General features: G+C 66.9%; 15 protein-coding genes. 6 read left to right on the top strand and 9 right to left on the bottom strand.

What is annotated here, in order from left to right; all coding sequences use genetic code 11:
- The first annotated feature begins 28 nt into the window (after positions 1 to 28).
- A complete protein-coding gene (rpoC, locus tag AC58D2_RS03855; RefSeq protein WP_497387510.1) occupies positions 29 to 4309 on the top strand; it encodes a DNA-directed RNA polymerase subunit beta' in 4281 nt (1426 codons plus the stop codon).
- Positions 4310 to 4524: 215 nt separating this feature from the next.
- On the opposite strand, the gene AC58D2_RS03850 is transcribed toward rpoC, so the two are convergent.
- Together AC58D2_RS03850 and AC58D2_RS03845 are read right to left on the bottom strand one after the other, a co-directional pair.
- Positions 4525 to 4704: a PspC domain-containing protein gene (locus AC58D2_RS03850; protein WP_497387508.1), complete on the bottom strand. Its 180-nt coding sequence runs from the start codon at positions 4702 to 4704 to the stop codon at positions 4525 to 4527.
- A gap of 60 nt (positions 4705 to 4764) precedes the next feature.
- On the bottom strand, positions 4765 to 4893 hold the full coding sequence (locus tag AC58D2_RS03845; RefSeq protein WP_497387506.1) for a hypothetical protein: 129 nt from the start codon (positions 4891 to 4893) through the stop codon (positions 4765 to 4767).
- A gap of 239 nt (positions 4894 to 5132) precedes the next feature.
- Between AC58D2_RS03845 and recF the strand changes: the two genes are divergently transcribed.
- Entirely contained in the window at positions 5133 to 6242 is a 1110-nt protein-coding gene (recF, locus tag AC58D2_RS03840) for a DNA replication/repair protein RecF (RefSeq protein WP_497387504.1), read from the top strand.
- Here the strand turns inward: recF and rsmA are convergent.
- The 4 genes from rsmA to AC58D2_RS03820 form a co-directional block, all read right to left on the bottom strand.
- On the bottom strand, positions 6231 to 7106 hold the full coding sequence (gene rsmA, locus AC58D2_RS03835) for a 16S rRNA (adenine(1518)-N(6)/adenine(1519)-N(6))-dimethyltransferase RsmA (RefSeq protein WP_497387502.1): 876 nt from the start codon (positions 7104 to 7106) through the stop codon (positions 6231 to 6233). The genes recF and rsmA overlap by 12 nt on opposite strands.
- Positions 7103 to 8122, bottom strand: a complete 1020-nt coding sequence (pdxA, locus tag AC58D2_RS03830) for a 4-hydroxythreonine-4-phosphate dehydrogenase PdxA (protein ID WP_497387500.1) — start codon at positions 8120 to 8122, stop codon at positions 7103 to 7105. Before pdxA ends, rsmA begins: the two co-directional genes overlap by 4 nt.
- A complete protein-coding gene (locus AC58D2_RS03825; RefSeq protein WP_497387498.1) occupies positions 8122 to 9465 on the bottom strand; it encodes a peptidylprolyl isomerase in 1344 nt (447 codons plus the stop codon). Before AC58D2_RS03825 ends, pdxA begins: the two co-directional genes overlap by 1 nt.
- Before the next feature lie 202 nt (positions 9466 to 9667).
- Positions 9668 to 11992, bottom strand: coding sequence for an LPS-assembly protein LptD (locus AC58D2_RS03820; RefSeq protein WP_497387496.1), 2325 nt, complete (start codon positions 11990 to 11992; stop codon positions 9668 to 9670).
- Between the two features lie 144 nt (positions 11993 to 12136).
- Between AC58D2_RS03820 and AC58D2_RS03815 the strand changes: the two genes are divergently transcribed.
- From AC58D2_RS03815 to ndk, 4 genes are all read left to right on the top strand, one after another.
- Entirely contained in the window at positions 12137 to 13591 is a 1455-nt protein-coding gene (locus tag AC58D2_RS03815; RefSeq protein WP_497387494.1) for a leucyl aminopeptidase, read from the top strand.
- A gap of 148 nt (positions 13592 to 13739) precedes the next feature.
- On the top strand, positions 13740 to 14189 hold the full coding sequence (locus AC58D2_RS03810) for a DNA polymerase III subunit chi (protein WP_497387492.1): 450 nt from the start codon (positions 13740 to 13742) through the stop codon (positions 14187 to 14189).
- A gap of 19 nt (positions 14190 to 14208) precedes the next feature.
- A complete protein-coding gene (locus tag AC58D2_RS03805) occupies positions 14209 to 14724 on the top strand; it encodes a hypothetical protein (RefSeq protein WP_497387490.1) in 516 nt (171 codons plus the stop codon).
- Between the two features lie 100 nt (positions 14725 to 14824).
- Entirely contained in the window at positions 14825 to 15247 is a 423-nt protein-coding gene (gene ndk / locus AC58D2_RS03800; RefSeq protein ID WP_497387488.1) for a nucleoside-diphosphate kinase, read from the top strand.
- Between the two features lie 58 nt (positions 15248 to 15305).
- Here the strand turns inward: ndk and cls are convergent, their stop codons facing one another.
- The 3 genes from cls to purM all read right to left on the bottom strand — a co-directional run bounded on the left by cls (position 15306) and on the right by purM (position 18989).
- Positions 15306 to 16751 (bottom strand): cardiolipin synthase, encoded by a 1446-nt coding sequence (gene cls / locus AC58D2_RS03795; RefSeq protein ID WP_497387486.1) that lies wholly within the window; start codon positions 16749 to 16751, stop codon positions 15306 to 15308.
- 66 nt (positions 16752 to 16817) lie between these two features.
- Positions 16818 to 17768: a phosphoribosylglycinamide formyltransferase gene (purN, locus tag AC58D2_RS03790; RefSeq protein WP_497387484.1), complete on the bottom strand. Its 951-nt coding sequence runs from the start codon at positions 17766 to 17768 to the stop codon at positions 16818 to 16820.
- A 114-nt stretch (positions 17769 to 17882) separates the two neighbouring features.
- Positions 17883 to 18989 (bottom strand): phosphoribosylformylglycinamidine cyclo-ligase, encoded by a 1107-nt coding sequence (purM, locus tag AC58D2_RS03785; RefSeq protein WP_497387482.1) that lies wholly within the window; start codon positions 18987 to 18989, stop codon positions 17883 to 17885.
- Between the last annotated feature and the right edge of the window lie 28 nt (positions 18990 to 19017).

The raw sequence follows: 19017 nt of genomic DNA, 5'->3' as shown, positions 1-19017 counted from the left end.
AGGGGAACTGGATCGAGGGACGAATAGAATGAACCAGATTACCAACTTCATGAACCCGGTCGCGAAGCCCGAGACTTTCGACATGATCAAGATCGGCATCGCGAGCCCCGAGCGCATCCGCTCGTGGTCGTTCGGCGAGATCAAGAAGCCCGAGACGATCAACTATCGCACGTTCAAGCCCGAGCGCGACGGCCTGTTCTGCGCGCGCATCTTTGGCCCGATCAAGGATTATGAATGCCTGTGCGGCAAGTATAAGCGCATGAAATACAAGGGCATCGTCTGCGAGAAGTGCGGTGTCGAAGTCACGGTGACCAAGGTTCGCCGCGAGCGCATGGGCCATATCGAGCTCGCCGCGCCGGTCGCGCACATCTGGTTCCTGAAGTCGCTGCCGTCGCGCATCGGCCTGCTCCTCGACATGCAGCTCAAGCAGCTTGAGCGCGTCCTCTATTTCGAGGCCTATATCGTCCTCGAACCCGGCCTGACGCCGCTCGAGAAGTTCCAGCTCCTGACCGAGGACGAGCTGCTCGACGCGCAGGATGAATATGGCGAAGACGCGTTCAGCGCCGGCATCGGCGCCGAGGCGATCCGCGTGCTGCTCGAGAATCTCGATCTCGAACAGGAGCGCACCGACCTGATGGAAGAGCTGGCGACGACCAAGTCGGAGCTGAAGCCCAAGAAGATCATCAAGCGCCTGAAGGTCGTGGAATCCTTCATCGAATCGGGCAACCGCCCCGAATGGATGATCCTGGAAGTGATCCCGGTGATCCCGCCCGAGCTGCGCCCGCTGGTGCCGCTCGACGGCGGCCGCTTCGCGACGTCGGATCTCAATGATCTCTATCGCCGCGTCATCAACCGCAACAATCGTCTCAAGAGGCTGATGGAACTGCGTGCGCCGGACATCATCGTCCGCAACGAGAAGCGCATGCTGCAGGAAGCCGTCGACGCGCTGTTCGATAACGGCCGCCGCGGCCGCACGATCACCGGCGCCAACAAGCGTCCGCTGAAGAGCCTTTCGGACATGCTGAAGGGCAAGCAGGGCCGCTTCCGCCAGAACCTGCTCGGCAAGCGCGTCGACTATTCGGGCCGCTCGGTCATCGTGACCGGTCCCGAGCTGAAGCTGCACCAGTGCGGCCTGCCCAAGAAGATGGCGCTCGAGCTGTTCAAGCCGTTCATCTATGCCCGCCTCGACGCCAAGGGTCTGTCGATGACCCTGAAGCAGGCGAAGAAGTGGGTCGAAAAGGAACGCAAGGAAGTCTGGGACATCCTCGACGAAGTCATTCGCGAGCACCCGGTCCTGCTGAACCGCGCCCCGACGCTTCACCGCCTGGGCATCCAGGCGTTCGAGCCCGTGCTGATCGAGGGCAAGGCGATCCAGCTGCACCCGCTGGTCTGCGCCGCGTTCAACGCCGACTTCGATGGCGACCAGATGGCCGTGCACGTGCCGCTGTCGCTGGAAGCGCAGCTCGAAGCGCGCGTCCTGATGATGTCGACCAACAACATCCTGTCGCCCGCGAACGGCAAGCCGATCATCGTTCCGTCGCAGGACATGGTGCTCGGGCTTTATTATCTGTCGCTCGAACGCGAGGGCGAACCGGGCGAAGGCATGCTGCTCGCCGACATGGCCGAGGTGCACCAGGCGCTCTATACCGGTGCCGTCACGCTGCACTCGAAGGTGATCAGCCGCGTCCCGCAGACCGACGAGCAGGGCAATGAGTATCTGAAGCGGTTCGAGACCACCCCGGGCCGCATGCTGATCGGCGAATGCCTGCCGAAGTCGCACACCGTGCCCTTCGACGTCGTCAACCGCCTTCTCACCAAGAAGGAAATCGGCGACGTGATCGACCAGGTCTATCGCCACACCGGCCAGAAGGAGACCGTCCTCTTTGCCGATGCCATCATGGGGCTGGGCTTCCGCCACGCCTTCCGTGCCGGCATCTCGTTCGGCAAGGACGACATGATCATTCCCGATGCGAAGGAAAAGCTGGTCGACGATACCCGCGCACTCGTGAAGGATTTCGAGCAGCAGTATCAGGACGGCCTGATCACGCAGCAGGAGAAGTACAACAAGGCGATCGACGCCTGGTCGCAGTGCGGCGACAAGGTCGCCAACGCGATGATGGACAAGATCAAGGCGACGCCGAAGCTCGACGACGGCCGGACCGCCCCGATCAACTCGATCTACATGATGGCGCATTCGGGTGCGCGTGGTTCGCCGGCGCAGATGAAGCAGCTGGCGGGCATGCGCGGCCTGATGGCCAAGCCGTCGGGCGAGATCATCGAAACGCCGATCATCTCGAATTTCAAGGAAGGCCTGACCGTCCTTGAATATTTCAACTCGACCCACGGCGCCCGCAAGGGCCTGGCGGACACCGCGCTGAAGACGGCGAACTCGGGTTATCTGACCCGCCGCCTCGTCGACGTGTCGCAGGACTGCGTCGTGATCGAAGAGGATTGCGGCACCACCCGCGGCATGGAAATGCGCGCGATCGTCCAGGGCGGCAGCGTGATCGCCTCGCTCGGCGAGCGTATCCTGGGGCGCACGACGCTCGAGGATGTCGTCGATGCCGACGGCAACGTGCTGGCGCCGGTCGGCACCCTGCTCGACGAACCCACGGTCGCGAAGATCGAGGAAGCCGAAGTGCAGGCGGTCAAGATCCGTTCGCCGCTGGTCTGCGAAGCGACGCTGGGCGTCTGCGGCAAATGCTATGGCCGCGACCTTGCGCGCGGTACGCCGGTGAACATCGGCGAGGCCGTCGGCGTCATCGCGGCGCAGTCGATCGGTGAGCCGGGCACGCAGCTGACGATGCGGACCTTCCACATCGGCGGTGCGGCGCAGGTCAACGAGCAATCGAACCTGGAAGCGATTTCGGACGGCACGATCGAATATCGCGACATGGAAACGATCGTCGACCAGCGCGGGCGCCGTCTGGCGCTGTCGCGCTCGGGCGAACTGGCGATCATCGACGCCGAGGGCCGTGAGCGCGCGACCCACAAGCTGCCCTATGGTGCGCAGATCATGCACAAGGACGGCGAGAAGGTGAAGAAGGGCGACCGGATCGCCGAATGGGATCCGTTCACCATGCCGCTGATCACCGAAAAGCACGGTGTCGTGAAGTATCAGGACTTGGTCGACGCGAAGACGCTGACCGAACAGGTCGACGAAGCGACCGGCATCGCGCAGCGCGTCGTCACCGAATATCGCGCCACCGGCCGCGGCAAGAAGGAAGACCTTCAGCCGCGCCTGACGCTGCTCGACGACGCATCGGGCGAAGCCGCGCGCTACCTGCTCGCGGTCGGCACGATGATCTCGGTCGAGGACGGCCAGGAAGTGCAGGCGGGCGACGTTCTGGCGCGCGTCAGCCGCGAAGCGTCGAAGACGCGCGACATCACCGGCGGTCTGCCGCGGGTCGCCGAACTGTTCGAGGCGCGCATCCCGAAGGATGTCTCTGTGATCGCGAAGCTTTCGGGCCGGATCGAATTCGTCAAGGATTACAAGGCGAAGCGCAAGATCGCGATCGTTCCCGAAGAGGGCGATCCGGTCGAGTATCTGATTCCCAAGTCGAAGGTGCTCGAAGTGCAGGAAGGCGACTATGTGAAGCGCGGCGACGCGCTGATCAGCGGATCGCCGAACCCGCACGACATCCTGGACGTGATGGGCGTCGAGGCGCTGGCCGAATTCCTGGTCGCAGAAATCCAGGAAGTCTATCGACTCCAGGGCGTGAAGATCAACGACAAGCACATCGAGGTGATCGTTCGCCAGATGCTGCAAAAGGTCGAGATCACCAGCGGCGGCGACACCACGCTGTTGCCGGGCGAACAGCTCGATTACCTGGAGATGATGGAATATAACGCCAAGCTGCCGAAGGGCGGCAAGCCCGCGGAAGGCCGTCCGGTCCTTTTGGGCATCACCAAGGCGAGCTTGCAGACCCGCAGCTTCGTTTCGGCGGCGTCCTTCCAGGAAACGACCCGTGTGCTCACCGAAGCCTCGGTGCAGGGCAAGATCGATTCGCTGATGGGCCTGAAGGAAAATGTCATCGTCGGCCGCCTGATCCCGGCGGGTACCGGCGCTGCCATGAACCGCGTCCGCGTCACCGCGTCGAGCAAGGATGCCGCGCTGCGCGCCGCGATGCGCGCCGCGAACGAAGCGCATCTGGTCGCGCCCGAAACCGCGGCGGAAGAGCATGAGGCCGAGCTGAAGCAGGGTGCCGAAGCCGCGATCGGCGACGACCCGCTGGGCGCCGTCGAAGGCGGAACCCACGGCACCGATGCCGATGCGGGCGATTACCTGATCCAGGGCGAAGAGGACTAAACCCCTCGCGCCGCCCCATCGGGCCGAACGAAAAGCGCCGTCGGAGCGATCCGGCGGGGCTTTTTCGTGGCGGTTGGAGGGAGGATTTCCCCTAGCCTGCAAGCGGCGAGCAACCGGCCATGAAAAAGGCCCGCCAGCGAGGCTGGCGAGCCCTTGGTCTGTGGAAATGTGCGGGCCGGTGCGACGTGCCTGGAAGGCGGCCGGCCCGGGCTGCGTTACGGTGCGAGGATCGCGACCGTCAGATAGAGCAGCAGCGGCAGGCCGAAGCCCAGCAATGTCAGCGCCACAAAGGCGATGCGCGTCCACAAGATGTCGAAGCCGAAATGATCGGCCATGCCCGCGCAAACCCCGAAGAGCATGCCGTCGCGACGATTCTTGCGAAAACCCTGTTTCATGTCTTTCCTTTCATGCCGGCCCCTGGCCGGCGCCTGTTCGAGGGGAGGGGCGGCCGCCGGTCAGATGACCAGGCGACCGAGTTCCGCGCCGTTCGGGCCGGCAGCGGCCAGGAACATCAGCGAGCAATAGAGCGAAGCAACCGCGGCGATCGCGTAGCTCTTGAGCGAGTCGGTGTTGAAATGAGCCATGATATATTCCTTTCGTGTCCTCCGATCCGGACCATCCGGCGGATGCCCCATACTTTGCAGGGACCGTGCCAAATTCGTTCAACCGCGGTTAATCGCCGTTTTTTGATTCTTGAAAGATAATTTCATCGCGAAAATTCCTCCTGAATGGGAAAAATTTCCATGATTGTGGGAAATTTCATTTTCTGCTGACGCGCTGCCCACTGGCGCCGCGGCGGGCGGTGCGGTAGGCGCGGGGTCGGATGAGTTTGCTGCGCCTCTCGCTGACCGATTTTCGCAATCATGCCGGCGCGGAGCTCGTCGCCGCGCCGGGGCTCGTCGCGCTGCACGGCGACAATGGCGCGGGGAAGACCAATATATTGGAGGCGATCTCGCTGCTCGCGCCCGGGCGGGGGCTGCGCCGCGCCCCGCTGGCCGAGATGGTCCGCGACGGGGCGAGCGGCGGCTTTGCCATTTTCGCCGAATTGCTGGCCGGCGACGATCTGGCGCCGGTCGCGCTGGGAACGGGGATCGAGCCCGCGCATCCGGGGCGGCGGCTGGTGCGGATCAACGGCAGCCCGGCGGCGGCGGCCTCGCTCGGCGACTGGCTCGCGGTGCTGTGGCTGACCCCCGCGATGGACCGGCTGTTCGTCGAGACCGCGGGCAATCGGCGGCGCTTCCTCGACCGGCTCGTGCTCGCGCTCGATCCGGGCCATGCCCAGCATGGCACCCGCTATGAAGCGGCGATGCGCGCGCGGACCAAGCTGCTCGCCGACCTGCCCGCGGCCGATCCGCAATGGCTGGCGAGCCTCGAGGCGCAGCTGGCCGAACATGGCGCGGCGATCGATATGGCGCGGCAGGCGGCGCTGGCGGCGCTGGCGGACGAGCTGGCCGGGCAGCCCGATGCGCCGTTCGCGCGTCCGTTGCTGGCGCTCGTCGACAGCGAGGGCGCGCCGCGTGAGGCGCCCTGGAGCGCCGAGGCGCTGCGCACGCTGTTCGCCGGACGGCGGCGGATCGACGCTGCGGCGGGCCGCGCGACCGCCGGGCCGCACCGCGACGACCTGTCCGCCGTCCACGCGGCGAGCGGGCGCGGGGCGGCGCGCTGTTCGACCGGCGAGCAAAAGGCGATGCTGCTCTCGCTCGTGCTCGCGCACAGCGACCTTGTCGAGCGGTTGCGCGGCGCGCGTCCGCTGTTGCTGCTCGACGAGGTTGCCGCGCATCTCGACCCGTTGCGCCGCGCCGCGCTTTACGAGCGGATCGCGGGACAGGGGGGGCAGGCGTGGCTGACCGGGACCGAGGCGGCACTGTTCGACGACATGCCCGGCGCGGTCACGCGCTTTCACATCGCCGGCGGGCGGATATCAACCGCCTAGCGTCGGGGCTCCGGGCGAACGATCCGCGGCTCCGCCCAGCAGCCGCGCGAGCGCGACCCATTCGGCGACGGCGACGGTCTCGGCTCGGCGCGTCGGGGCGATCCCCAGCGCCTCGAGTGCCGCGACGGCGCCCGGAACCGCCTTCAGGCTCTGTCGCAGCATCTTGCGGCGCTGGCCGAACCCCTTCTCGGTGAGGCGCGACAGCAGCGCCGGATCGACCCCGGCCGGCTCGTCGCCGGGTTCGACCCGGACGATCGCCGACATCACCTTCGGGGGCGGGGTGAAGGCCGAGCGGTGGACCTTCATCGCGATCTTCGCGCGCGCGCGCCACTGGGCCAGGACGGCGAGGCGGCCATAGGCGCCGGTGCCCACCGGCGCGACGATGCGCTCGGCGACCTCCTGCTGGAACATCAGCGTCAGCGAGCGCCAGCGCGGGGGCCAGGCGGCGGGTTCGAGCCAGCGCGTGAACAGCGCGGTCCCGACATTATAGGGCAGGTTGGCGGCGATGTGGTACGGCCCGTCGATCAGCGTATCGGGATCGAGCGCCATCGCATCGCCCTCGATCACCGTCAGCCGGCCGTCGAAGGCGTCGGCAAGCTCGGCGAGCAGGGGCAGGCAGCGCGCATCGCGCTCGACCGCGACCACCCGCGCCCCGGCGCGCAGCAGCGCGCGCGTCAGCCCGCCCGGGCCGGGGCCGACCTCGAACACCGTCGCGCCGTCGAGGTCGCCGGGCAGCGCCGCGATGCGGTCGAGCAATTGTTCGTCGAAGAGGAAATTCTGCCCGAGCGCCTTGCTGGCCGACAGTCCGTGCGCGCGCACCGTTTCGCGCAGCGGCGGCAGGCTGCGCGACGGGCCTCCGCTCACGCCGAGGGGACGCAGCGCGCCGCGCGGGCGGCGGCCAGGTCGGCGGCCATCGCGATCGCGGCGATCGTCGGGCCGGGATCGGCGCGCCCGGTCCCCGCAATGTCGAACGCGGTGCCGTGGTCGGGCGAGGTCCGCACGATCGGCAGGCCGAGGGTCAGATTGACCCCGTCGTGGAAGTGCAGCGCCTTGAAGGGTGCGAGCGCCTGGTCGTGATAGGGACAGAGCAGCGCATCATATTGGTCGCGGATGCCCGGCGCGAACAGCGCATCGGCGGCGAGGGGACCGTCGATCGCGATGCCGTCGCCCGCAAGCTGCGCGACCGCGGGGGCGATGATGCGGATCTCTTCATCGCCGAGCCGGCCGCTCTCGCCCGCGTGCGGATTGACCCCCGCGATCGCGATGCGCGGCGCGGCTATTCCGAAATCGCGCTTGAGCGCGCGCGCGACGATCCGCGCCTTGGCGACGATCAGGTCGGCGGTCAGTACCTCCGGCACGTCGGTCAGCGGGATGTGGACGGTCAGCGGAACGACGCGCAGCGATGGCCCGGCGAGCATCATCACGGCGTTGGTCGCGGTGACGCCGCAGCGTTCGGCGATGAATTCGGTCTGTCCGGGATGGGTATAGCCGATGCCCTGGAGAGCATGTTTCGATACCGATCCGGTAACGAGCGCCGCGCTCGCGCCGTTGCGCGTCAGGCCGATGCCGGTTTCCAGCGCATGCAGCGCGCAGGTCGCGCCCGCGGGCGTCGGGGCTCCGGGAGTCAGGGTTCCGCTGTCCTCGAGATGCCAGACCGGCAGCGCGTCGGCAAACGCCTCTGCAACCTCTGCCATGTCGCCGACGCGGGCGAGGGGGCCGTCCCAGACCGCCGCGACCGCCGCGGCGTCGCCGATCGCGACGAAGGGGGGCAGGGCGTGTTCGCGGCGCGCATCCCAGGCGCGCGCCGCCACTTCGGGGCCGACGCCGGCCGGGTCACCCATGGTGACCGCGATCGGGCGCCGCTTCGTTCCGTCAGTCATCAGCTATATTCGATCACGGCATCCCGGCGCAGGTCGCGCAGATAGCGCTGGGCCCGCTTGTTGACCTTTTCGTCGAGCAGCCGCTGTTCGATCTGCTCGGCGCTGGGCGTGCCTGCCGCCTGCGGCATGTCGCGGCCGCACAGCACGAGGACGCTGATCCCTTCATTCTCGGCCCCGAAGGGCTGGGTGCTGCGGCCGACCTGCATGTCGAGAAGCGTCTGCTGCAACGGCGCGGGAAGCTGGCGCATCGAGATATTGTCGCGCGACACGATCTGGGCCCCGAGTGACTGCGCGACCGCGTCGGCGGCGCCGCAACCCGAGATGTTGCTCGTCGCCTCGGTGAATTTGCTCGCCATTGCGGTTCCCTGTTCACGGGAGATTCCCGGCGGGAAATCGAGCGAAATCTGCTTGAGGCTGAGCACGGCGTCGCGCGGATCGGCGGTCAGGACCTGGCGGCGGTCGACCATCAGCATGATCGAGATGCCGCCCGGCACCGCGATCGGCCCGACGAGCTGGCCCGGACCCATTTGCGCCGCGGCTTCTGCCATCGACGCGGGGATCTGGCCCGCGCGGACCCAGCCGAGATCGCCGCCGACGACCGCGGTCGAGGCTTCGGAGAATTGCCGGGCATAGGCAGCGAACGATCCGCCGGCCTGAAGCGCCTGCATGATCTTGCGCGCATTTTCCTCGACCGCGGCGGCATTGTCCTGCGTCGCGGAGAGATAGATTTCGCCGAGGTGATATTCGTCCTGGCCCTTGGCCGCCTCAAGCCGCTTGAGCACCTGTTCGACCTCGTCGGTCGACACGTTGGTCGTCGACTGGATATTGCGCGAGAGCAGGCGGTCCCAGGCGAACTCGCCCCGAATCTGCTGCTTCACCGCCGCCGACGACGATCCCTTGGACGCCAGATATTTGCCGAACTGGTCCGGGGTCTGCTTGAAGCGCGCCGCGAGCTGGGCATATTGCTGGTTGATCAGATTTTCGTCGATGTCGATCTCGGCCTGCTTCGCGGCCTGGATCTGCAGTTTTTCGTCGATCAGGTTGCTGAACACCTGTTGGCGCAGGCGCTGTTCCTGTTCCGCCGACAATTCCATATCGTTGTTCGCGATACGGATCAGCGCCATGCGCTGTTCGATGTCGGTAGAGGTGATGATCTCTCCATTCACCGTCGCCGACGGGCGATAGACGTTGGATGGGGCATCGCCGTACAGCTTGACGTTGCCTGGGATGTCGAGGCTGGTGGTCGGCGTGCCGCCATCGTCGGGAACGGTCTGTGCGATCGCGCTGCCTGCGCCGACGGCCGCCACGGCGATCAGGCCGATCATGGTCGAAAATCTGGTCATCTTCACCCTATTCGTGAAACAGTGGCACGCTCCGTATCAGCGGATACGCCCGATGGTCCAGCGCAATCCGCCCTGAACGCCATTTGGTCGCCGGATAGCCCGTGGACGCTGAACCTAGGCTGAGCGAAGCCGGTTCGTTTTGGAGCGCCGAGCGGATAGGTCCCCCGTGGGGTAAGGATCGGCCTTCGGCCGCTTCCCGCCCTCAGAACCCCAGGTTGCGGAAGGCGACGCGGAACGAGAAGCTGTTGCCGCGACGCGCGTCGCCGGTGTCGATATAGTCGCGGCGCCAGGTCAGCGCGATCGACAGGCAATCGTCGTCATAGGCGATGCCGAGCCGGTGCCGGATCGGTTCCCACCCGTCGGTCGTCGTCGCCGGATCGTCGTCGGCCCCGGTCAGGTCGACGATCGCCGATCCGAAGATCGACCAGTTGTTCGTCACCGCGACGCGGCCGCCCGCGCGCACCTCTTCGCGATCCTGCAGATCCTCGGCAAAGCTGACGATGTCGCGATTGAGCCGCGAGTAGCCGAGCACCGCATAGGTCGACCGGCCGCCGATCGTCGCGTCGAATTCGTTGCGACGCACCGCGAGATTGTCCTTGTCGAGCCGGAAGCGGTGGGTGAGGCGCAGGAAATCGCGGTAGGCGACGGTCGTGCGCCCGACGATGTCGGAGGTGCGGTCGGTCAGCCCCGTGCCTTCGGGGAACAGCGTCGGCTTGTTCGACAGGCGATAGCTTTGGCCGACGACCGTGTTGATGGCGAAACCCGGCCGCGTGTAATTCCACTCGAAGCCATAGGTGATGCGCGCGCCGTCCTCGAACCGGTCATAGCCGTTGAAGCGGTTGATCGCGAAGAGGTTGCTGTCCTCCAGATCGAAGGCGCGCGAATCCTCGTTCGGGATGTCGAGATTCTTGATCGGCGGGGTGGCGACGATCTGGACGCGCGGGGTCAGCGTCTGGGTGCCGCCCAGAAATTCGCCGACAAAGGGCCAGCGCATGTCGGCCGCGACCGCCGCGATCCCGCGTCCCTGCCAGCCCGATTCGCCGCGATAGCCCGGAATGGCGGTCAGCAGGTTTTCGTCGCTGTGATAGACGTCGCCGCGCACCATCGCGGTCAGCGTGACCTCCTGACCCAGCCCGGTCAGCCGCCGAAGATCCCAGCGCGCGCCGGCAAAGGCGCGCTGCGTATCCTGTCCCGCGGTGCGCCCGATCGCGACGGTGTTGAGCTGAAGCTCGAACTGTCCGCCGAGCCAAGGATCGTCGAGCCGCTGGCGAAAATCGATGATCGGCAGCGCGACGGGCTGTTGTCCCTGTTCGTCGTTGACGCGCAGCGTCTGCGTCGCCCAGCCAGCGATCGACAAATAGCTCTGGCTGCCGATCCGTTCGACCTCGAAGGTCGAACGCAACCGGTCGTCGCGGCTGATGTCGTACCGGCGCATGAAGGTGCGGTCGGTCGCGATGCGGCCCGAATAGCTGACGCTCCAGCGCGGATCGATCTGGAACTTGCCCGCGCTTTCCAGATAGCCGCGAAACTCGTCGGTCGACGTCGGCGCGGTGCCGGTCAGCGGTACGACCGAGCTGTAGGTCGCATAGCCGTTGATGCGGAACGACCCGAAATCGGTGAGCGCGCGGAATTCGCCCTCCAGCATCGGTGCCGCTTCGGTATAGACATGCGGGGTCAGCGTCAGGTCGCGGTTCGGCGCGAGCCGCAGATAATAGGGAAGCGCGACCTCGAACCCGTTGGTGCGGTCGAGCCGGACGTTGGGAACCAGCAGGCCGCTGCCCGCCTCGCTCGTCGCCGGATGGCTGAGCCCCGGCAGCGGGATTAGCGGCAGGCCGAACACCTCGACCCGCGCGCCCTTGTACTTGATCTTGTTCTTTGCGCGGTCGTACATCACGCGCACCGCGCGGATCTGCCAGCTCGGCTTTTTCGGGCAACCGGCGTCATCGACGACGGGGCAGGGCGTATAGGCGGCATTTTCCAGCGAAATATTGCCGTTTTCGTACCGCTCGCCGCGCACCGCGGCCATTCGCGCACCATTTTCGAGCACGACGAGCAGATTGTCGATCACCCCGTCGCGCAGCGTATCGGTCAGCTCGACACGCTCGCCGTAGGCCGTGTCGCCCTCCGGGTTGCGGATCGCGACATCGCCCTCGGCCACGACCTGGCCCGACGTGCGGTTCCATGTCACCGTGTCGGCGCGCAGCGAAATCGCGTCGCGGTTCATCTCGACATTCCCCGACGCGACGACCACGTCGGCATCGCTGTCGTAATGAAGATTGTCGGCGGCGAACCCGATCTGGTTGTCATCCTCGACCCTGGGCGCGTCGACCGCGACCGGCGAGACATCGGGGGTTTGCAGATTCGGCTCGCCCGGAGGAACCGGGTCGGGCGCGAGCGTCGGCACGACCGGCGGCACGGCGACGTCGCCCGGAACGGCTTGCTGGGCGAGCGCCGGGCCTGCGACGAACGCCAGCGCGCTCGCCGTCGCCAGCCACAGGGGTCGCGCACCGCTTGTACGACGGGACAAAGCCCAGCTCATTTGATCAACTTTGTCCTATACCTATATTGCGCCCACCCGGATTGGACCCGTGGCTTTGTTTTTGCAACTCGCAGGCGAAACCCCTATCGGTCCGGCACGTTGCAATCAATCATCGCATAAGAAAGTTAAGGCATGGACATTCAGTTTGTCGCGCAAATCGACGCATCCGCCGATGTCGTCGCCCTCCCGGTCCGCAAGGGCGAGGTCGCGAGCATCGCGGGCGATCACGCCGCGCTGCTCGCCGCCGCGGCGACGCAGGCCCGCTTCGAGGGTGCGGCCGGCGCGGTCGCCGAGACGGTGGCGCTCGACGGAGACACGCCGAAGCGGCTGTTGCTCGTCGGCATCGGCGAGGGCACGGTCCATGACCTCGAACGCGGCGGCGCGGCGCTGACCGCGCGGCTCCAGACGAGCGGCGTGCAGGCGGTCGCGGTCGACTTCACCGGCGCGGCGGCGGATGCCGACGATGTGCTGGCGTTCGCGATGGGCGCAAAGCTGAGGAACTGGCGGCTCGACACCTATCGCACCCGCCTGGCCGAAACCGCGAAGCCCAGCCTGCGGACGATCAGCATCGCGTCGGGTGCGGGCGACGTGTCGGTGCGCTGGGCCGGCCTGTCGGCGGTCGCCGACGGCGTCGCGCTGACCCAGACGCTCGTCGCCGAGCCGCCGAACATCCTCTACCCCGAAACCTTCGTCGAACGCTGCCAGCACCTGACCGAACTCGGCGTCGAGATCGAGGTGCTCGACGAGCGGCAGATGAAGGCGCTCGGCATGGGCGCGTTGCTCGGCGTCGCGCAGGGCTCGACGCGCCCGCCGCGGCTGCTCGCGATGCGCTGGAACGGCGGCAAGGACGGCGAGGCGCCGGTGGTGTTCGTCGGCAAGGGCGTGACCTTCGACACCGGCGGCATCAGCCTGAAGCCCGGGCCGGGCATGGACATGATGAAATGGGACATGGGCGGCGCGGGCGCCGTCGCGGGCGCGATCAAGGCGATCGCCGGGCGCAAGGCGAAGGCGAATGTCGTCGGCGTCGTCGGCCTGGTTGAAAATATGCCCGACGGCAACGCGATGCGCCCCGGCGATATCGTGACCACCATGTCGGGCCAGACGGTCGAGGTGCTCAACACCGACGCCGAGGGGCGGCTCGTGCTCTGCGACGCGATCGCCTGGGCGCAGAAGAGCTATGATCCCAAGGTTATCGTCGACCTGGCGACGCTGACGGGCGCGATGGTGATTTCGCTCGGCCATGAATATGGCGGCATGTTCGCGAACGACGACGACCTTGCGGCGAAGCTGCTGGGCGCGGGCGAGGCGAGCGGCGACAAATTGTGGCGCTTCCCGCTGTCGCCGGCCTATGACAAGCTGCTCGACAGCCCGATCGCCGACATGAAGAATATCGGCCCGCGCGAAGCCGGGTCGATCACGGCGGCGCAGTATCTGAAGCGGTTCGTCAACGACGGCGTCGCCTGGGCGCACCTCGATATCGCGGGCATGGCGTGGCACGACAAGGAAGGGCCGACCTATGCCAAGGGCGCGACCGGCTATGGCGTGCGCCTGCTCGACCGGCTGGTCGCCGATAATTTCGAGGGGTGATGCTTCGCCTTTCCGCTTGCTCCTTCGTCATGCCGGACTCGATCCGGCATCCATTCGGCGCTGCGCCTGATGGACCCCGGATCAAGTCCGGGGTGACGGGGAAAAGGCGCGTTGCGCTCGATGGCGCACGCGTGCCCGGAGCGCTCGCATGAGCCGCGTGGATTTCTATCGGTTGATCCGCGACCCGGTCGAGCGCGTGCTGCCCGCGATCGCGGCGCGCATCCTGGCGGCGGGCGACCGGCTGTTGATCGTCGCGGCGCCCGCGATGCAGCGCCAGGCGATCGACGCCGCATTATGGGCGCAGCAGCCCGCGAGTTTCCTGCCGCACGGCATGGCCGAAACCCCCGATGCCGCCGACGAGCCGATCCTGATCGCCGGCGCGCTGGACGGGCCGGCGGCGAACGGCGCGCGGATGCTCGCGCTCGCCGACGGTGAATGGCGCGAGGAGGCGTTGGGGTTTGACCGCGCCTTCCTCTTCTTCGATAACAGCCGCATCGACGACGCCCGCGCGACCTGGCGAACGCTGGGCGCAGCGGACGGCGTCGAACGGCATTTCTGGAAGCAGGACGACCGTGGTCGCTGGTCGGAGGGCCCCTGAGGACGCAAAGGACAGGATGATGCGGACATTGGTTTTGGCGGCGGCGGCAAGCCTGCTTCTCGCCGCGTGCGGCTCGAAATCGGATACCGAAATCGCCAGCGGGACGGTGACCGATCCCGATACCGGCGAAAAGACCGATTACAAGGTTACGACCGACGGCGATCAGGGAAATATCAGCATCAAGACCGAGGATGGCGAGATGCAGTTCGGCAGCGGCGCCGCCAACGCCAGGCTTCCCGACGGCTTCACGCCCTATCCGGGCTCGAAGATGACCGGCGGCTTCACCGCCTCTGGCAAGGACGGGCGGGGCGGCATGGCGAGCTTCGAGGCGCCGGGCAAGGCCGAGGACGTCATCGCACATTTCCGCAAGCAGGCCGAGGCGGCGGGGCTGACCGTCAAGACCGAGGTCAAGGCGGGCGAAACGCTGATGATCGGCGCCGAACGCCCCGACGACAGCAAGTCGGGCGTCCAGATCACCGCGACGCAGGACGGCGACAAGGTGACCGGCAGCGTGAGTTACGGCATGGGCGGCTGATCGCCGGCGGGGGCGTTGCTTCCTTCTGTTCTTGCGGTGGGACGAAAGCGCGGCTAGAGGCGCGCGCAGCCCAATCCAAGCACATACAGGAGCTTCCCCCATGGCGGTTACCCGCACCTTTTCGATCATCAAGCCCGACGCGACGCGCCGCAATCTGACCGGCGCCGTCACCAAGATGCTGGAAGACGCCGGCCTGCGCGTCGTCGCGTCGAAGCGCATCCACATGACCCGCGAACAGGCCGAGGGCTTTTACGCGGTCCACAAGGAGCGCCCCTTCTTTGGCGAACTCGTCGAATTCATGACCTCTGGCCCGGTCGTCGTCCAGGTCCTGGAAGGCGAGAATGCGATGCAGCGCAACCGCGACGTGATGGGCGCGACGAACCCCAAGGACGCGGCGCCCGGCACGATCCGCAAGGAACTCGCCGAAAGCATCGAGGCGAACACCGTCCACGGATCGGACAGCGACGAAAATGCGGCGATCGAAATCGCCTATTTTTTCAAGCCCGAAGAAATCGTCGGCTAACCGCCGCGCCGCGAGGCACAGGAAGGGCCGCCGGAGCGATCCGGCGGCCTTTTTCGTTTCAGAGCAGCGGGCTGAGCATCGCGAGCAGATTCTGCCAGGCCCGCCGCGCGGTCCCGACCCCGGCGAGCGTCGCGGCGGTCACCGCCTCCGAATCGGCGCGATACGCCAGCTGTCGTGCCCGCACCTCCGCGGCAAAGGCGGGATCGGCGAACAGGATATTATTCTCGAAATTGAGCTCGAAGCTCCGCCGGTCGAGGTTGGCCGACCCGACGAGCGCGACCTCGCCGTCGACCGTGATCGTCTTGGCATGGAGCAGGCCGGAGCGAAATTCATAGAGCCGCACTCCCGCCGCGATCAGGTCGTCGTAATAGCTGCGACTCGCCCCCGCGACGATGCGGCTGTCATTGCGACGCGGCAGGATCATCGTCGTTTCGACCCCGCGCCGCGCCGCGTCGAGCAAGGCGAAGACAAGCTGTTCGTCGGGCACGAAATAAGGCGTGGTCACGATCAGCTCGCGCCGCGCCGAATGGATCAGCGCGCTGAAGCAGGCGGGCATCGCCGGATAGGGCAGGTTCGGCCCGGTCGCGATCACCTGCGCCGCGATGCCCGGCTCGGCGGCGGACGGCGGCGCGGCGTCGGGCCGCAGCAGGCCATCGACATCGTCGCCGCGCTCGCTTTCCCAGTCGGCGGCGAACACGAACTGGCATGCCTGCACCACCGGTCCCTCCCAGCGCGTCATGATGTCGACCCACGGCGCATAGCGCGCCTTCACGCGAAATTCGGGATCGCCGAGGTTCTGGCTGCCGCACCAGGCGATGCGATTGTCGACGATCAACTGCTTGCGGTGGTTGCGCAGGTCGAAGCGCCCGCGGATCAGCGTCCAGACGAGGCCGCCGATCGGCAGCGCGATCCGCGCGTCGATCCCGGCATTTTCCATCTCGATCCAATAGGCCGAGCGAATGAAGCCGCGCGACCCGAGCGCATCGGCGAGCACGCGCACCGCGACCCCGCGCTTCGCCGCGCGGACCAGCGCATCCTTGATGCGGAAGCCGTTGTTGTCGGCGAGCCAGATATAGAAGCACAGGTGCACGCTCGTCCGCGCCGCGTCGATATCGTCGACCATCATGCGGATCGCGGCGTTGCTGTCGGGCGCCAGCGTCGCCCGGTTGCCCGCGGTCGGGGGCAGGCGGTTCACCGTCTCGGCCAACGCGAACGGCGCCGCATAGGGCGTTTCGCGCAGGCTGGCGCGCACCGGCTCGTTTTCCCCCGGATGCGGCAGATGCTCCTCGATCGCGCGGTATCGCGCGCGGCGTCCCGCGCTGATCCGCGCTTCGCCGAGCAGCAGATAGGCGACGACGCCGACGACCGGCACCGCGATGGTCGCGATCAGCCAGGCGATGCGCGAGGCGGGTTCGCGCTGCGGGCGCAGCAGCACCCGGCCGATCACGACGATATAGACCGCAAAGGACAGGATCGAGAGCGCAAGGGCGACGTCGACATTCACACCGCCTTTTCACCCGGCCTTGCCCGGAATTACCAGCGGTAATCGGCGCGGAGAGGAAATGCGCCCTTAAAAGTCGTCCGCTGCCGCCATCAGTCCCGCGAGCTTCTTCGGGGCGACCGCGCGCCAGCTTTTCGCGATCCAGCCCGCCAGATGCTCCCAGTCGTTGTCGCCAAGATCGAGGCGGATCGCGATCCAGCCGTCGCCGTAATAGGCGGGCCGGAAATAGCGCGCCGAATCCTGTTCGATCAGCATCGCCTGTTCTTCCGCGCCGCTGATCTTGACGAGCAGGGCGGTACGCCCGTCGCCGTGATGGTCGGCCGAAAACCACGCGAACTTCTTGCCCTTGACGATTCCGAAGCAGGGCATGCCGTGCGACAGCGTCTCCTCGGCCTCGGGCATCGCCATCGCGGCCTCGCGCACCCGACCCAGCCAATAGCCAGGCGTGCGTTCGCGCAGGACGAACGCGGCGAGCGTCGGCGGATAGAGTTGGTGTTCGGCGATCCGCACCCGCGCGGCAAGACTGTCGGCGGTATCGCCGGGCGCGATCGCAACCGGCGTCTGCGCGAGCACCGGGCCGTCGTCGAGTGCGGGCGTGACGACATGGACGCTGCACCCGCCGAAACGGTCACCGGCGTCGATCGCGCGCTGATGGGTGTCAAGCCCCTTGTAGAGCGGCAACAGACTGGGGTGGATGTTAAGCATCCGATCCGTCCAGCCGGCGACGAAATCGTCGCTGAGGATACGCATATAGCCCGCAAGCGCGACATAGTCGGCGCCAGCGGCACGCAGCCGTTCGTCGACCAGCGCGTCGAAGGCGGCGCGCGACATTCCCTTGTGCGACTGGGCCCAGATCGCAATGCCTTCGGCCGCGGCGACCGCGAGGCCCGGCGCTTCCGGGTTGTTGCTCGCGACCAGCACGAGTTCATATGGGCAGTCGGCGGCTTTCGCGGCATAGAGCAGCGCCGCCATATTGGTCCCGGCGCCCGAGATGAGGACGGCGACTTTCGCTTTCGTCACGGCGCCACCCTTTCAATCCGTTCGTGCTGAGCTTGTCGAAGCACTGTTCTTCTCTTTCAAGGCCCAAAGGGAAGGACGGCCCTTCGACAAGCTCAGGGCGAACGGAAATGTGCGTCAGCTGTGGTGCGTGGCGCTCCACGCACCCATCGCGCTCCACGTCTCCGCGCCGCCCGTCACCGTGCAGCCCTTCGCGCCTTCGGCGATACGACCGATGCGGTGCACCGTCTCGCCCGCCGCCTCGAGCGCCGCCGTCACGTCGGCGACATCCTCCTCTGCCACCACGACCGCCATGCCGATACCGCAGTTGAAAGTGCGCGCCATTTCCTCCGGCTCGATATTCCCCTGGGCCTGCAGAAAGGCCATCAGCCGCGGCTGCTCCCAGGCGTCGGCATCGACGTGGGCGTGGAGCGTTTTCGGCAGGATGCGCGGAATATTCTCCAGCAATCCGCCGCCGGTGATGTGGGCAAGCGCGTGGACCCGGCCGCTCTTCACCAGCGGCAACAGGCTTTTCACATAGATGCGCGTCGGCGCCATCAGGGCGTCGATCAGCAAGACGGTCTGGTCGAACAGCGCGGGGCGATCGAGTTTCCAGCCCTTGTCCGCCGCAAGCCGGCGCACGAGCGAAAAGCCGTTCGAATGCACCCCCGACGAGGCGAGGCCGAGAATGACGTCGCCCGCCGCGACCTTGTCGGCGGTCAGCACGTCGCCGCGCTCGACCGCACCGACGCAGAAGCCGGCGAGGTCATAATCCCCGTCCGAGTACATCCCCGGCATTTCCGCGGTCTCTCCGCCGATCAGCGCGCATCCCGCCTGCTTGCACCCCTCGGCGATGCTGGCAACCACCGCGGTCGCGACATCGTTGTCGAGCTTTGCCGTCGCATAATAATCGAGGAAGAAGAGCGGTTCGGCGCCCTGGACGACCAGATCGTTGACGCACATCGCGACCAGGTCGATCCCGACGCCGTCATGGCGTCCCGATTCGATGGCGAGCTTCAGCTTGGTGCCGACCCCGTCGTTCGCCGCAACGAGCAGCGGGTCGTCGAATCCCGCGGCCTTCAGGTCGAAAAAGCCGCCGAAGCCGCCAAGGTCGGCGTCGGCGCCGGGGCGCCGCGTCGCGCGGGCCAGCGGGGCGATGGCACGGACCAGCGCGTTGCCGGCGTCGATCGACACGCCGGCCCCGGCATAAGTGTAGGAGGCGGGCTCGTTGGGCTTGGAATCCATGACAGGCGCGACTAACGAGTTCAGCCGA

Source organism: Sphingopyxis sp. CR5 (assembly GCF_059693785.1).
The sequence above is the reverse complement of the archived record's forward strand: the minus strand, read 5'-3'. Positions and strand labels throughout refer to the sequence as shown.

Bases quoted from the DNA above. Each gene is read 5' to 3' on its own strand.
- ndk (WP_497387488.1), top strand. From the start codon at position 14,825: ATGGCGGTTACCCGCACCTTTTCGATCATCAAGCCCGACGCGACGCGC.
- purM (WP_497387482.1), bottom strand. From the start codon at position 18,989: ATGGATTCCAAGCCCAACGAGCCCGCCTCCTACACTTATGCCGGGGCC.
- AC58D2_RS03825 (WP_497387498.1), bottom strand. From the start codon at position 9,465: ATGACCAGATTTTCGACCATGATCGGCCTGATCGCCGTGGCGGCCGTC.
- recF (WP_497387504.1), top strand. From the start codon at position 5,133: ATGAGTTTGCTGCGCCTCTCGCTGACCGATTTTCGCAATCATGCCGGC.
- AC58D2_RS03845 (WP_497387506.1), bottom strand. From the start codon at position 4,893: ATGGCTCATTTCAACACCGACTCGCTCAAGAGCTACGCGATCGCCGCG.
- AC58D2_RS03810 (WP_497387492.1), top strand. From the start codon at position 13,740: ATGAGCCGCGTGGATTTCTATCGGTTGATCCGCGACCCGGTCGAGCGC.
- AC58D2_RS03815 (WP_497387494.1), top strand. From the start codon at position 12,137: ATGGACATTCAGTTTGTCGCGCAAATCGACGCATCCGCCGATGTCGTC.
- AC58D2_RS03805 (WP_497387490.1), top strand. From the start codon at position 14,209: ATGCGGACATTGGTTTTGGCGGCGGCGGCAAGCCTGCTTCTCGCCGCG.
- rpoC (WP_497387510.1), top strand. From the start codon at position 29: ATGAACCAGATTACCAACTTCATGAACCCGGTCGCGAAGCCCGAGACT.
- pdxA (WP_497387500.1), bottom strand. From the start codon at position 8,122: ATGACTGACGGAACGAAGCGGCGCCCGATCGCGGTCACCATGGGTGAC.
- AC58D2_RS03850 (WP_497387508.1), bottom strand. From the start codon at position 4,704: ATGAAACAGGGTTTTCGCAAGAATCGTCGCGACGGCATGCTCTTCGGG.